This is a genomic window from Acinetobacter albensis (assembly GCF_900095025.1).
Classification (GTDB): Bacteria; Pseudomonadota; Gammaproteobacteria; order Pseudomonadales; family Moraxellaceae; genus Acinetobacter; species Acinetobacter albensis.
The window spans coordinates 231,539-245,268 of sequence record NZ_FMBK01000002.1 but is presented as its reverse complement, the minus strand read 5'-3'; the positions used below and the strand labels follow the sequence as shown (position 1 = coordinate 245,268).

Sequence of the window (13,730 nt, the reverse complement as noted above, 5' to 3'; positions counted from 1 at the left end):
TTGAGCTATTAAATAATTTTTAAATATCAAAGATGATCTGTTCATTTTAAAAGTGGTTATTTTTATTGAGTTCTTTGCCAAAATCTTAAATAAGCTCAGCGCTGAAAGCATGAATCTTAAATTGAAAAATATTCACTCAACCTCCATTAATATCTTCATTTTTCTTTATATTCAGGCTAAATTCTTATTCTCTTCAATTTTTTTGAACGTTCTTATGCTCAGCACTTCGACAGACTTTCCCGATACTATTTATGCCGTTCAACATCTTGCCTTTGAGGACTTAGGCGCATTAGAAGATGTATTTTATCAACTTGGCTTTCGGGTACGTTATTTTGAAGCAGGTGTTGATGATTTAACCAAAGCATTTCAGCATAAAGGCTTATTGATTATTTTAGGCGGCCCACTTGGGGTATATGAAAGTAACGACTACCCTTTCCTACAAAAAGAAATAGACTTACTTAAAGTACGTTTAAAACAAAATTTACCTACTTTAGGCATTTGCTTGGGTGCTCAACTGATTGCACATGCTTTGGGTGCGAAAGTTTATGCAGGAGATCAAAAAGAAATTGGTTGGAGTACGCTGAATATTTCAGATAGTGCAAATAATCTGCTTTCAGCGTTAAGCAACACTCCTGTCTTACATTGGCACGGCGATACTTTCGATTTGCCTGAACATGCTGAATTATTAGCAAGCTCAGCACTTTATCCACATCAGGCTTTTTCGATAGGAAAAAATATTTTAGCCTTACAATTTCATCTTGAAGTGGCGGGAGAAAGTTTGGAAAAATGGTTAATTGGTCATACCTGTGAGCTTCGACAAGCCAATATCAATATTTCAGCGCTCAGATCAGATAATCTTCGTTATGCTTCAGCACTAGAACAAGTGTCAGGCAAAATTATTCAGCAATATTTAAAACAGATCATTGAAAATTAAGCTGTACAAGCCTTAATTTGCACATTATAAAAGTGTCATCTTCCACGAATCAGGTCATCCGATGACACTTTTTATAAGTATTGCCATCATTCATTTTTTTGCCCTGCTCAGTCCTGGTCCAGATTTTTTCTTTGTCACTCAATGTGCAATTCGTCAATCTCGATCTCATGCTATGTTCGCGGCTTTAGGAATTTCCTTAAGTATTTTGGTCTGGGCGATTTGTGCGCTGAGTGGTTTGCATTTTCTCTTTCAAAAAATTGCTTGGTTACAACAGGCATTAATTATTTTGGGTGGGGTCTATCTTTTCTACTTGGGCATCCAATTATTAAAATCTGCATTTAATCAAAAACCTATAACGCTTCAAAATTTAGCTAGTGCGCCTAAATCCAAAACTTCTTTATTATTACAAGGCTTTTTCACCAATATGGCAAATCCGAAAGCCTTGGTTTATTTTAGTAGTGTTTTTTCTTTGGCAATCAATGCAGATTTACCCTTAAGCACTCAAAGTTCTTTATTGACTCTCATCTGGATTGAAAGCTTGATTTGGTTTGCACTGGTCGCGTATTTATTTTCTTGGCAGAAAATGAATAGCGCATATCAACGTTTAAGCCAATGGATTGATGGTCTGACTGGCGGTATTTTTATTAGCTTTGGCTGTTATTTGATTCTCAATCGTGATTAAAATTAAAAAATTAAAAAAGCACCCTAAAGTTAGGGTGCTTTTTTATTACACAAGCGTTATTTATTTAGGAGCAGCAACCGATGCTTCAGTGGTGATATTGACCGTAATTTTATCGCCTACATTCGGTACAAGGTTACCAATGCCAAATGCTGAACGATTAAAAGAGGTGGTTGCATTAAAACCCACTGTATCCAATTTACTCATTGGATGAATACCGCGTTTGTTTAGTACAGCATCCAATACAACGGGTTTAGTAATACCTTTGACGGTTAAATCACCCGTGATTTTAAAATGCTTTTTATCTTTGGTTTCTAGTTTGGTACTTTTAAAAGTAATGTTTGGATATTTGGCTGCATCAAACCAACCCTCTTGTTGAAACTCTTTGTCTAAAGCAGGCACATTTGAATTGATACTGCTAACAGGAATAGTCACATTCACTGAAGAATTGGCAGGCTTTTCATTGTCAACGTTAATTGTGCCTTGAATATCAGTAAAGTTGGCAGAAGGCGTAGAGAAGCCTAAATGATTCCAAGAAAAAACAGTGGCAGTATGGGTTGGGTCAATTTTGTACGCAACAGGTTTTGCGATAGAGAATGTTGCAATTGATGCAACTGCCAAGCCTAAAGTGATTGCTTTTAAGTTCATGTGTTTTTATCTCGTTTTCGAATAGTGATGAGTTTATACCTTTCCTATCTTAATTCACTGCTCTTGATAAAACGATATGTTGCAAGAATAGAACAATCTATAGGGCTTTATTAATGTCTGATATTTAAAAATAATAGATAAAACTAAGCAATTGATAAAAATATAGATTTTAAAAATAATTTATAAAAATATTGTTTTTACTGATTATCTGAGAATAATTTAATACAAAAAACAAACAGTCTTCATGCACTATAAAGTTTTCTATATCTAGATCATTTTTTAAAAAATAATTCTTATGATTCATAGCGTGCAAGCTCAAAATACAACCACACCCTATCGCGTTACACTTACTGATCCTTCAGGTCATACTTGGTATGTAGACGAACCTCTCTCAAAAGGTGGACAAGATACAGCTCCCAACCCAATACAACTTTTGCTTTCAGCTTTAGGTGCATGTACAACAGTCACTTTACAAATGTATGCAGATCATAAAGAAATAACGTTAGAACATGTTCAAGTCGATTTAGTTTTAAATCCAGCGGGTGACCCTGAAATAGGCCAAAATATCATTGAACGTAAAATTACTTTAAAAGGCAATTTTACTGAAGAGCAGCATAAACGCTTATTGAAAGTGGCTGAAAACTGTCCCGTTCATAAATTACTCACCTCCACTATTCATATTCAGACTCAATTAACACTTTAGAAAATAAGTGAGCTCAAATAATAAAAGCCCCAGATGGGGCTTTTAAAGGATTTTTAAATATTTATAACTTTTCAACCAAAACACGATCAATCTGTTTTAAACCCGTATTTTTTTCACGATTTTGTCGACGAACTTTAATGACTTTCTCTTCATCAAGTTCTTTCAACATGAGTACGACTGCCATCATGGATTCAAGAGGCAAATCCTGTCCAATCCACTTTTGCTCGCCCACATCCATCAAAGTGATTTCATCACTAATCTGTTCATAAAGGCTCATAATTTCCTCACTTATGGTTTATGAAACCATAGCTAGATGTATACGGAATGAATGCTGCAACTATATACTTTCCGATCAAAACTGCCAGTCATATTTAGTAAATTTTAAACAGCAGAATTCATTGGTCATCACACAATAAAAAACGCTCCGATGGGAGCGTTTTCAAACTCACTGTGTCGTTAAATAAAACAATAAATAATTACGCAGTTAATTCTTGTACAGCAGCAACCACTGCTTCAGTGGTAATACCAAAATGCTGATATAAATCTTTTGCTGGCGCAGATTCACCATAAGTCGTCATTCCAATCACACGTCCATCCAGACCGACAAATTTCCACCAGTAATCGACATGTGCAGCTTCAACAGCAACACGCGCACGCATATTTGCAGGAAGAACAGCTTCACGATATGCGGCATCTTGTTTTACAAACTCTTCAGCACACGGCATAGACACAACACGTACGCCTTCAAGCTGAGCATGTGCCTCCATTGCAAGTGATACTTCTGAACCTGTTGCAATAATGATCGCTTTTAACTCACCTTTCTCTTTAGCCAGAATATAACCACCCTTCGCAACATCCTCAATTTGAGTTTGAGTACGTGTTTGGAAAGCCAAATTTTGACGTGAGAAAATCAGTGCAGATGGACCTTCTGAACGTAATAATGCAGATTTCCAAGAAATTGCCGCTTCAACTGTGTCACATGGACGCCATGTATTTAAATTTGGTGTTCCACGTAGTGATGCAATTTGTTCTACAGGTTGATGTGTTGGACCATCTTCACCCAAACCAATTGAGTCATGGGTATAAACATGAATCACACGTTGTTTCATCAATGCAGACATACGTACCGCATTACGTGCATATTCCATGAACATCAAGAATGTTGCAACGTAAGGAATAAAACCACCGTGCAGTGCAACACCGTTGGCAATCGCAGTCATACCAAATTCACGCACACCGTAGTGTACATAGTTACCCGCAGGATTATCCTGAATACCTTCACAACCTTTCCAAATGGTCAGGTTAGAACCCGCTAAGTCAGCAGAGCCACCTAAAATTTCAGGCAGTAAAGGTCCAAAAGCTTGTAATGCATTTTGACTGGCTTTACGCGTTGCAATGGTTTCAGCTTTTGCATTCACTTCAGCAATATATGCATCTGCTTTAGCCGCAAAATCAGCAGGTAAATCGCCTGACATGCGACGTTTCAGCTCAGCAGCTTCCGTTGGATATTTTGTAGCATAGGCAGCAAAAGTTTCATTCCAAGCTGCTTCAGATTTCGCACCTTTATCTTTTGCATTCCAAGCCGCGTAAACGTCTTCAGGAATAACAAATGCTTCTTCAGTCCAGCCTAAAGCTTCGCGCGTTAGCGTAATTTCGTCGTTCCCTAAAGGTGCGCCGTGGCAATCTTCTTTACCTTGTTTATTTGGCGAACCTAAACCAATAATCGTTTTACAAATAATTAATGTCGGCTTCGTTGCTTCAGCTTTGGCTTCTAAGGTTGCAGCACGTAATGCCTCTGTATCATGGCCATCAACTTTAATTACTTGCCAACCGTAAGCGTGGAAACGTTGCTCTGTATCGTCAGAGAACCAACCTTCAACTTCACCATCAATTGAAATACCATTGTCGTCATAATAAGCAACCAGTTTGCCTAGACCCAAAGTACCCGCCAATGAACATGCTTCATGAGAAACACCTTCCATTAAACAACCATCACCCAAGAAACAATACGTAAAATGATCAACCACTTGGATGTCATCTTTATTGAACTGAGCGGCTAAGGTTTTTTCAGCCAGCGCAAAACCTACCGCATTGGCAATCCCTTGTCCTAATGGACCAGTCGTCGTTTCGATCCCCGGCGCATAACCCAATTCAGGATGACCTGGCGTTTTTGAATGCAATTGACGGAAAGATTTCAAGTCATCAATTGATAGGTCATATCCTGCTAAATGTAGCAATGCATATTGCAGCATTGAACCATGACCATTCGACAAAACAAAACGATCGCGGTTTGCCCATTGTGGATTGCTTGGGTTGTGGTTTAAAAAATCACGCCACACCACATCAGCGATATCTGCCATCCCCATTGGAGCGCCTGGATGTCCTGAATTTGCTTTTTGCACAGCATCCATTGCCAATACACGAATTGCGTTTGCAATACGACGTTCATTAAGCGGGGTTGTCATAGGTCAGCGTCCAACTAAATCGTTTAAAGAAGATCATGAATAGGAACATTCAAAGTTGGCTATATTGTCTTAAAAAAACGCCAAGGGGTAAAGCCTAATAGTCAACATTTCCACATTTATTCGTGACTGCTTATCTCTTATTCACAATTAAGTGAAATTTAGTATCAATTTTATTGATGAAGAGCCAAAAATAGGAGAATTTCTACACTAAAAATGTGATGACTAAAATTTTCAATTTTCAATTCAACAATTAAATGCTGCGACAAATGTCCTTATTTTACTTATTCATGCTTTTATCTGAACTTTTCATCTCTTATGAAAAAATTATTCTCTAGAAAATTTATTAAATGAATAAAATTCACTTTAATTAAAATAAATCAAAAATTCATATAATAATGACTCTGTGATTGACCTTAATATTTGTTTTAAAATTTTTTCTATTTTATAAAATGAATTTTAGTAAAATTTAAGCCATTGATAAGCATTAAAATATTAAAAATATAAAGATAAAATCTCTAGGTGGCTCAAGTCAGCTATCACTTGCTTGATTTATTATTCTCAAAATATGTAAGAGTGAAAACTTAGTTTAGATCCACATTTTTGATTCCTTATCAGTTTTTTAAATGCTCATATCAATTAAAAAGTCGTAAAATTGAAATAATTTCAGGCATTTTGGTCGAGTAGAACTGGTCGAAAAGTCGAACTCGATGTAACATATTGCGTCTTTTGAATTAACTGTGATAGGACTTATGCGCGAGTACGCTGTATTTACCTCGGAATCTGTAAGCGAAGGCCATCCGGATAAAATGGCTGACCAAATCAGTGATGCTATTTTGGATGCAATCTTAACGGAGGACCCATTTGCACGGGTTGCTTGTGAAACGCTTGTAAAAACAGGTGCTGTAGTCCTTGCAGGTGAAATCACAACAACAGCAAATGTAGACTTTGAAGCAATTGTACGTCAAACCGTGAATGGTATTGGTTATCACCATTCAGACCTTGGTTTTGATGGTTCAACCTGTGCCGTCATTAACATGATTGGCAAACAGTCACCTGAAATTGCTCAAGGTGTTGATCGTCAAAAACCTGAAGATCAAGGTGCTGGTGATCAAGGCTTAATGTTTGGTTATGCAAGTCGTGAAACTGACGTACTGATGCCTGCACCAATTTCATATGCGCATCGTTTAATGGAAAAGCAAGCTGAACTACGTCGTAATGGCCGTTTACCTTGGTTACGCCCTGATGCGAAAAGTCAGGTCACTTTTGCTTATGAAAATGGCATGCCTGTTCGTTTGGATGCAGTGGTTCTCTCAACGCAACATGATCCTGAGATTTCACAAGTTGCTTTAAAAGAAGCAATTATTGAAGAAATTGTGAAACAAGTGATTCCTGCGGAGATGTTCCATGCAGACACCAAATTCCACATCAACCCAACGGGAATGTTTGTGATTGGTGGACCTGTAGGTGATTGCGGTTTAACAGGCCGTAAAATTATCGTCGATACGTATGGTGGTATGGCACGTCATGGTGGTGGTGCTTTCTCTGGTAAAGACCCATCAAAAGTTGATCGTTCTGCTGCATATGCGGGTCGTTATGTTGCGAAAAATATCGTGGCTGCTGGTCTTGCAGACAAATGTGAAATTCAAGTGTCTTATGCGATTGGTGTTGCAGAGCCTACTTCTATTTCCATTAATACCTTTAATACTGCAAAAGTGGCTGAAGAACTGATTATTCAATTGGTCCGTGAACACTTTGACTTACGCCCATACGGTATTACCCGCATGTTAGACCTGATCCAACCAATGTATAAGCAAACTGCTGCTTATGGTCACTTTGGCCGTGAAGGTTCAGATCATGCATTTACTTGGGAAAAAACGGATAAAGTTGAAGCACTTAAAGCTTCAGCAGGACTTTAAACTTTAAAGTCAATTGTTCTCAATTTAAAAGCTCACACTGGTGAGCTTTTTTAATGACTTTTTAAAAATTTAAAATGATCATCAAATCTAAAACTGAGATATATTTTAAGCTTCATCATATTTAAAAACGAGAAGGAAAATAAAATGGCCGTTATATTACAAGTAGATTTTCCGACTCACGGACCTTTTGGACAAGAAATGTCAGAGGCTTTTCAAGCTTTGGCAGAAAGTATTAATCAAGAACAAGGCTTACGCTGGAAAATTTGGACTGAAAATGCTGAGACTCAAGAAGCTGGCGGAATTTATTTATTTGATGAGCAAAAACATGCTGAACAATATCTGAAAATGCACACTGCACGTTTAGAAAGTTTTGGGATTGATAATATTCGAAGTAAGATTTTTCAGGTCAATCAAACGCTCTCTGTGCTTAACAAAGCAAATTTTCTCAATTAAACTCGGCCAAATCCTGACATTTTAGGTGAATGTCAGGATTTAAAATGACGACGACTATATTTTGCTGTTATTTATTACTTTTCATTAATGGCTTCAAGTACCGATTGCTGAACAGGAATTTCCTGATGATCTTGCAAATAAATATGTCCCACTTTAAATACAATCACAGCAGCCAAACAGGTTAAGACACAAAAAATCCAAAAACCAAAAGGACTTCGAATATTGTGCGAACCGCAATTTGAACACGCCTTTTCACTGGACTCAACCACTTGATTACAACAACCACAATGATATTGATATAGCATAGGTATGCTCCTATTTTAGTGTCCCTTCTTTTTTTTATTGCTATCTGTTTTTACCAGATAGACCATATCCTTCTCAATGAGCTTATGTGAGTCTTTATCTAGATACAAGACACTCTACAAATAAAATTGAACTCAACAGTCAATAATTTTCTGTTTTCACTCTTAAGTGATTTATTTTATTTCATAAAGTAGAAATTAAAATCTTTCTAGAGAAATGCTTTGTTACACTATGAAACAAAACATATTATGCTTTCAGATTTAAAAATGAACTCGATTTTTTATTTTTGGTTAAAATCACACAATCATATTCGGAGTATAAAAAATGGTACAACTCATTAAAAAAGGTGGTTTACGCGAACGTGCAAATCGTAGCCGAAGTTATCAAGGTTCAGAAAATACTGAAACAACTTTAAAGCCGAATCGTTATATACAACATCTACAAAAACAGCAAAATCAAGCAGAATCTATTTCTTCTGTATCTACCCAACTTGAGCAAAGTGTGGTTGAAAAGATTAAAATCTGATGAAAAGCTTAATAAATACTTAGTTTAAATCTAGGCTCTGTTCTTTTAATTTTTATAGCTTCTAACTTGGATGCTCTCATCAAAGCACCCGATCAACAATTAATCAAATCACAAAAAACCAAATCAATTTCTCAAAAATATTTTAATCAATAAAATGATCGCTTATACATATGAATGATTTAAAAAGTATAATTATTGTTTTTATTTCAGTTATATAAATGTTTCTTTTCTAATACCTCCTCCTCAAATAACCAAGATTAAAAAAGCCGAATCTTTATGATTCGGCTGATGAATACAAAAATTGATCTCTTTATTTATTTACATCTTTCATTTCAATTTTTTTGGCTTCAGGCTTAACCTCACGGGCTTCGCCATCTATGACATTCGAATCTTGATGCGTTGATCCCTGCTGCATCTCCTGCATTTGACGCATCAAATCCGCAAAAGGACTCTGACCCGAAGCATTACCGCCCATGCCATTCATATTGCCTCCCATCATCCCGCCCATCATTTTTTCCATCATGGCTTGTTGGCGTTTTGCCATAGCTTTCATCATGGCATTTTTAAAAAGATTTTGAACGACTGGAATCAAAATTAATACGGCTAAAACATCGGTAATTAAGCCTGGAATCATTAAGAAAAAACCAGCTAAAATTTTGGGTAAATTCGCAGTTAATGTTGGATCACCATTCATTTGTCCCATTTGCATTTGTTGCATCTGCGGCATGACACCAACGGCATATTTACGAATCAAATTTAGACCAATAAAAAAGGCGATTACAAACCAGAAAAATACGTACCACATACTACCGACGAGGTCACCCACGCCAATCCAGACGAATATTTCAAGGATTAAGCCAGCTAAAACAATAAGAAATAATTTCATAAAAATTAATCTAATCTCAACAAAGTAAATGGGGACAAAATTCTATGCATGATCACCAGATCAAGCTTTTTTGATACGCTTATGTAACAATATGGGCATTATTTTATTTTTAAAGTCTTTTTATGTCATTAATTATTGGTATCGATCCGGGTTCACGTATGACAGGCTACGGAATTATCGAAAAAGATGGGCAAAAATTGACTTTTGTAGATGCTGGAACCATTCGTACTGAAACCACTGAAATGCCCGAACGCTTAAAACGCATTTTTGCGGGGGTAGAACGGATTGTTAAATTTCATGGTCCAACCGAGGCTGCAGTTGAACAAGTTTTTATGGCGCAAAACCCAGACTCTGCGTTAAAACTAGGTCAAGCACGCGGTGCTGCTATTGCGGCTTTAGTCAACCTAGATTTACAAGTCGCGGAATATACTGCCCGTCAAATAAAACAATCGGTTGTGGGTTATGGTGCAGCTGATAAAGATCAAGTCCAGATGATGGTCATGCGAATTTTAAATTTAAGTATTAAGCCGCAACAAGATGCTGCTGATGCCTTAGCCGCTGCTATTTGTCATGCGCACGCTTCAGGTAGTATGAGCAAAATGGCAGTATTGAATGCACTTGGCGGCATGGCAAGGGGTCGTAGTCGTTATAGTGGTAGAAGACGTTAAGTCTTAATTTCAAATATTTGAAAGATAAGGTGCAAAATCTTTGCGCATTTCACGCAGTGAAGGTTGCTTAGAATAAGTAAACGTTACTCTACGACCAAAAGTTCGAATGTTCTTTATCTGATTTGAATCAATTCGAATGACAATAAATTCCTCTAATTCATTGCGAGAATTGATTTCACAGATTACAAAGCTCTCATTCTTTTCGATGACTTTATATTGACTGAATTCATTCTGCACGATGTGTTTGAATGATTTCTTGTTTGAGGTTGAGCTAGCTCGCTGTGTATAAATCACGATTAAAATACAAATTATAAGCACTATCATAACCACAAAATATTTATTCATTTCGTTCTCTTTACTTTTTCCACCGAACTTTAATTTAGCGTAGCATTTCAAATGATTTTAATAGCATGAATTAAATCAACATTTATCTCAATCATTTGAGAAACTTCTACATGCAGTGAAGCGAGAATGAACTATTCTATTAGAATATCTAGTCGACTTTAAAGCACTAAATAGCAAAATTTCAACTTTACTAGGCTTAAAATTTATATCTGATTTTTCAGTTTAATATTTAGATTTACCCTCTGCATTATAAGTCATCACTTATCGTTTGGACTGGAAGTATTCATAAAAGTTTCATGGGCTTCTGCATTCTGATTTCTCTGATTTACCACATGATAAACCGCTTGATTCATATTCTGGGCCTGTAAACCACGCATTCCTTTTTCGGCTAGCCAATCACCTGCTAAAGCGTGTAGCGTTACAACTTGATGCAGATGGATCTGCTGGTGAAATTGCGCTTTTAAACTGGCCAACATTCCTGCCAGAATATCACCCATCCCGCCGGTGCCCATTCCCGCATTGCCTGCCGTGCAAATCCACAAGCGATCTTCTAAAATCAGACTTCCTGCTCCTTTAAGTACCCACTGCCCTGCATACTGATTTTGTAGGTGTTGAATGGCAGCAATTCGATCATCTTCAATATCTTTCACTGAGCACTTTAAAAGTTTTGCAGCTTCACCTGGATGTGGTGTTGCATAAGTTTGTGTTTTTAATGGTTCAGAATATTCTGCCAAAAACCATAAAGCATCCGCATCCATGACTACTTCTAGATGTTCACTATTATTGATCAGGGGAAACCATTTTAAATACTGCTGTTCTGACCATGAATCTCGGCCTAAACCCATTCCAAAACTGATTGCATCAACTTGCTGTAATAACTTTTGAATTTCTGCCTTGGTTAAAGCATTAATATCGTGCAGCATAATATTGGGTGAACGTGCCAAAATTGCTGTGTGATGTTTCTCATGACACACCACGGTAACTTTGCCTGCACCCGCACAAAATGCCGCTTCGCCTGCTAGCATTACTGCACCCCCCATATTGGCATGCCCACCTACCACGAGTACATGACCATAATTCCCCTTATGACCAAAAGCTTGACGTTTGGGCAGTGAAAAATCATGCGATGAAAGCTGAGCCAACGGTTTTAAATCTGCATCAAATGGAATAAGAGAAATGAGTTTGATTTGCCCCACAAATTCTTTTCCTTGCCCTGTAAAAAGCCCAGCTTTTAGAGCGAGCACTGCAAAAGTGTAATCTGCTTGAATAGCAAACGGTAAGGGCTGACCAGTATTTGCCTGTAAACCACTTGGAATATCAATGGCTATTTTTAAACCCTTTTGCGCATTAATAATTTGAATAATCTGTTGCAAATCTGGATTTAAATTTCTGTTCAGACCTAGGTCAAATAAAGCATCGATATAACAATCATATTTTTTTTGGAAGTTAAAATTTGAATAAATATTAATCTCACTCTCTATCGCTTCTTGATGCGCTTGTTGTAATGCTTGTGACTGCCCTAATTCAGTCGCAAAAATATCGACCTCAAAACCCATTTTTTTTAAATATTTAGCTGTTAAATAACCATCAGCTGCATTGTTGCCCTTCCCACAACATACTGCAATGTGGTGAATTTTCTCTTGCCTAAAAATGGGAATTAAACGTTGTGCTATATTCCATGCAACTTGCTGCATTAAGCCATATCTACTGTTTTTATTCTCAAACCAGCGTTGCTCCCATGCTTGAATACTTTGGCTATGATAAACACTGCTATGGTAAACTTGCTGATGCATTATTTTTCCCTTTATATTTCATTATGGTTTCTTCTACCTTGTCACAAAAAATCCATTTAGATCAAGATGATTCTGAAGCACTCAAAAAGTGGATTAAAGCGCAAGCTTTAGAGTTGGGCTTTAGTGATTGTGTCATCGCCAAACCAGATGCTCAAGCAGAATTGGAGCGTTTTAAAGAATACTTAAAACGGGGTTATCATGGCGATATGAAATTTCTAGAAGAAAATTTAGAGAAACGCGCTGACCCCACCTTACTCATTCCTGGTACAAAAAGCATTATTTGTGTTCGGATGAACTACTTAGTTGAAACACCAAAACCACGTTATATTCCAGATGAACCCAATGCAGCCATTATTGCACGCTATGCACGTGGTCGTGATTATCATAAAGTTATGCGCGGACGCTTAAAAACTTTGGCGGCAAAAATTCGTGAAAAAGTAGGTGATTTTGAAGCGCGCCCTTTTGCGGACTCTGCACCAGTATTCGAAAAGTCCTTGGCTGAAAATGCTGGTATGGGATGGACTGGAAAACATACCTTACTCATTCATAAAAGCTCAGGATCTTTTTTTGTTTTAGGCGAACTGTTTACTTCATTAGATTTACCTTTTGACGGCCCAACCACAAAGCATTGTGGCTCTTGTACCGCCTGTATCGACATCTGTCCCACACAAGCGATTGTTGAACCTTATATGCTCGATGCACGAAAGTGTATTGCTTATTTAACCATCGAATATAAAGGGATTATTGCTGAAGAATTACGTCGTGGGATTGGTAATCGAGTGTTTGGCTGTGATGATTGCCAACTCATTTGCCCCTGGAACAGTTTTGCCAAAAAAGCCACGATTGAAGATTTTAATCCACGTCATGGATTAGATCAGGTTACTTTACTGGACTTATGGCAATGGGATGAGCAAACTTTTTTGTCCAATACAGAAGGAAGTCCACTACGACGCACAGGCTACCAAAGCTTTATGCGTAATATTGCCATTGGCTTAGGCAATGCACCTTTTTCACATCAAATTATTGAAATTTTAAAACAGCATTACGACTTGCATGATGAAATTGTGCAAGTCCATATAGATTGGGCGATTCAGGAACAAATGATTAAATCAGGTGTAGTTTGAATCTTTTAATAATATTTTTGTTTACTCTCTCAGTTTTCCAGATATTTACAAAATTTCATCTGTAGAAAAAAATTAGTTGCCTGTTCAAGGCATAGTTAAAAGATAAGTCAAAAAAACTTTGTAACGATAATGGCTAAAAATAGAATAATTTCGTGAATAAAGTTAAATCTTATAATGAGCATAAATTCACAAAATTAATCGATAGATACTATTAAAATTGGCTTTTTATGCCTGTAGATTTTAATTAAATTAGGTATGATAAAATAAAGTAATAACGATGATTATGGA

At 36.9% G+C, this 13,730-nt stretch carries 15 protein-coding genes; 8 read left to right on the top strand and 7 right to left on the bottom strand.

The features are described from left to right. Positions 1-214: 214 nt before the first annotated feature. Complete coding sequence (locus tag GA0116959_RS02425) at positions 215-934, top strand: glutamine amidotransferase (RefSeq protein ID WP_092718004.1); 720 nt, start codon at positions 215-217, stop codon at positions 932-934. A gap of 61 nt (positions 935-995) precedes the next feature. Further along, positions 996-1,616 (top strand): LysE family transporter, encoded by a 621-nt coding sequence (locus tag GA0116959_RS02420; RefSeq protein WP_092718001.1) that lies wholly within the window; start codon positions 996-998, stop codon positions 1,614-1,616. Between the two features lie 60 nt (positions 1,617-1,676). Here GA0116959_RS02420 and GA0116959_RS02415 read toward each other — a convergent pair whose 3' ends face one another. Then, a complete protein-coding gene (locus GA0116959_RS02415; RefSeq protein WP_092717998.1) occupies positions 1,677-2,261 on the bottom strand; it encodes a YceI family protein in 585 nt (194 codons plus the stop codon). Between the two features lie 295 nt (positions 2,262-2,556). On the opposite strand from GA0116959_RS02415, the gene GA0116959_RS02410 reads away from it, so the two are divergent. Further along, positions 2,557-2,964 (top strand): OsmC family protein, encoded by a 408-nt coding sequence (locus GA0116959_RS02410; RefSeq protein ID WP_092717995.1) that lies wholly within the window; start codon positions 2,557-2,559, stop codon positions 2,962-2,964. A gap of 61 nt (positions 2,965-3,025) precedes the next feature. Here GA0116959_RS02410 and GA0116959_RS02405 read toward each other — a convergent pair whose 3' ends face one another. Together GA0116959_RS02405 and tkt are read right to left on the bottom strand one after the other, a co-directional pair. Beyond that, complete coding sequence (locus GA0116959_RS02405; protein ID WP_053580060.1) at positions 3,026-3,241, bottom strand: hypothetical protein; 216 nt, start codon at positions 3,239-3,241, stop codon at positions 3,026-3,028. A gap of 199 nt (positions 3,242-3,440) precedes the next feature. After that, positions 3,441-5,429 (bottom strand): transketolase, encoded by a 1,989-nt coding sequence (gene tkt / locus GA0116959_RS02400; protein WP_092717992.1) that lies wholly within the window; start codon positions 5,427-5,429, stop codon positions 3,441-3,443. A gap of 749 nt (positions 5,430-6,178) precedes the next feature. Here tkt and metK point away from each other — a divergent pair. Further along, on the top strand, positions 6,179-7,345 hold the full coding sequence (gene metK, locus GA0116959_RS02395; protein WP_092717989.1) for a methionine adenosyltransferase: 1,167 nt from the start codon (positions 6,179-6,181) through the stop codon (positions 7,343-7,345). 144 nt (positions 7,346-7,489) lie between these two features. After that, the gene (locus tag GA0116959_RS02390; protein WP_053580057.1) at positions 7,490-7,798 is read left to right on the top strand and encodes a monooxygenase; all 309 of its coding nucleotides are present in this window, start codon (positions 7,490-7,492) and stop codon (positions 7,796-7,798) included. Positions 7,799-7,872: 74 nt separating this feature from the next. Here GA0116959_RS02390 and GA0116959_RS02385 read toward each other — a convergent pair whose 3' ends face one another. After that, positions 7,873-8,103, bottom strand: a complete 231-nt coding sequence (locus tag GA0116959_RS02385) for a hypothetical protein (protein ID WP_053580056.1) — start codon at positions 8,101-8,103, stop codon at positions 7,873-7,875. Positions 8,104-8,425: 322 nt separating this feature from the next. On the opposite strand from GA0116959_RS02385, the gene GA0116959_RS02380 reads away from it, so the two are divergent. Further along, positions 8,426-8,626: a hypothetical protein gene (locus GA0116959_RS02380; RefSeq protein WP_092717986.1), complete on the top strand. Its 201-nt coding sequence runs from the start codon at positions 8,426-8,428 to the stop codon at positions 8,624-8,626. Between the two features lie 310 nt (positions 8,627-8,936). Here the strand turns inward: GA0116959_RS02380 and GA0116959_RS02375 are convergent, their stop codons facing one another. Beyond that, the gene (locus GA0116959_RS02375; RefSeq protein ID WP_092717983.1) at positions 8,937-9,512 is read right to left on the bottom strand and encodes an FxsA family protein; all 576 of its coding nucleotides are present in this window, start codon (positions 9,510-9,512) and stop codon (positions 8,937-8,939) included. Positions 9,513-9,634: 122 nt separating this feature from the next. Here GA0116959_RS02375 and ruvC point away from each other — a divergent pair, with 122 nt between their 5' ends. Next, positions 9,635-10,180, top strand: coding sequence for a crossover junction endodeoxyribonuclease RuvC (ruvC, locus tag GA0116959_RS02370; protein WP_053580053.1), 546 nt, complete (start codon positions 9,635-9,637; stop codon positions 10,178-10,180). Positions 10,181-10,189: 9 nt separating this feature from the next. Here the strand turns inward: ruvC and GA0116959_RS02365 are convergent, their stop codons facing one another. Together GA0116959_RS02365 and GA0116959_RS02360 are read right to left on the bottom strand one after the other, a co-directional pair. Further along, positions 10,190-10,525, bottom strand: a complete 336-nt coding sequence (locus GA0116959_RS02365; protein WP_092717980.1) for a hypothetical protein — start codon at positions 10,523-10,525, stop codon at positions 10,190-10,192. A 257-nt stretch (positions 10,526-10,782) separates the two neighbouring features. Then, positions 10,783-12,318, bottom strand: coding sequence for an NAD(P)H-hydrate dehydratase (locus GA0116959_RS02360; protein ID WP_092717977.1), 1,536 nt, complete (start codon positions 12,316-12,318; stop codon positions 10,783-10,785). A gap of 23 nt (positions 12,319-12,341) precedes the next feature. On the opposite strand from GA0116959_RS02360, the gene queG reads away from it, so the two are divergent. After that, positions 12,342-13,442: a tRNA epoxyqueuosine(34) reductase QueG gene (gene queG, locus GA0116959_RS02355; protein ID WP_092717974.1), complete on the top strand. Its 1,101-nt coding sequence runs from the start codon at positions 12,342-12,344 to the stop codon at positions 13,440-13,442. Positions 13,443-13,730: the final 288 nt, after the last annotated feature.

Bases quoted from the DNA above. Each gene is read 5' to 3' on its own strand.
- GA0116959_RS02410 (WP_092717995.1), top strand. From the start codon at position 2,557: ATGATTCATAGCGTGCAAGCTCAAAATACAACCACACCCTATCGCGTT.
- GA0116959_RS02390 (WP_053580057.1), top strand. From the start codon at position 7,490: ATGGCCGTTATATTACAAGTAGATTTTCCGACTCACGGACCTTTTGGA.
- GA0116959_RS02385 (WP_053580056.1), bottom strand. From the start codon at position 8,103: ATGCTATATCAATATCATTGTGGTTGTTGTAATCAAGTGGTTGAGTCC.
- GA0116959_RS02360 (WP_092717977.1), bottom strand. From the start codon at position 12,318: ATGCATCAGCAAGTTTACCATAGCAGTGTTTATCATAGCCAAAGTATT.
- GA0116959_RS02415 (WP_092717998.1), bottom strand. From the start codon at position 2,261: ATGAACTTAAAAGCAATCACTTTAGGCTTGGCAGTTGCATCAATTGCA.
- queG (WP_092717974.1), top strand. From the start codon at position 12,342: ATGGTTTCTTCTACCTTGTCACAAAAAATCCATTTAGATCAAGATGAT.
- GA0116959_RS02405 (WP_053580060.1), bottom strand. From the start codon at position 3,241: ATGAGCCTTTATGAACAGATTAGTGATGAAATCACTTTGATGGATGTG.
- metK (WP_092717989.1), top strand. From the start codon at position 6,179: ATGCGCGAGTACGCTGTATTTACCTCGGAATCTGTAAGCGAAGGCCAT.
- tkt (WP_092717992.1), bottom strand. From the start codon at position 5,429: ATGACAACCCCGCTTAATGAACGTCGTATTGCAAACGCAATTCGTGTA.
- GA0116959_RS02380 (WP_092717986.1), top strand. From the start codon at position 8,426: ATGGTACAACTCATTAAAAAAGGTGGTTTACGCGAACGTGCAAATCGT.
- GA0116959_RS02375 (WP_092717983.1), bottom strand. From the start codon at position 9,512: ATGAAATTATTTCTTATTGTTTTAGCTGGCTTAATCCTTGAAATATTC.
- GA0116959_RS02365 (WP_092717980.1), bottom strand. From the start codon at position 10,525: ATGAATAAATATTTTGTGGTTATGATAGTGCTTATAATTTGTATTTTA.
- ruvC (WP_053580053.1), top strand. From the start codon at position 9,635: ATGTCATTAATTATTGGTATCGATCCGGGTTCACGTATGACAGGCTAC.
- GA0116959_RS02425 (WP_092718004.1), top strand. From the start codon at position 215: ATGCTCAGCACTTCGACAGACTTTCCCGATACTATTTATGCCGTTCAA.
- GA0116959_RS02420 (WP_092718001.1), top strand. From the start codon at position 996: ATGACACTTTTTATAAGTATTGCCATCATTCATTTTTTTGCCCTGCTC.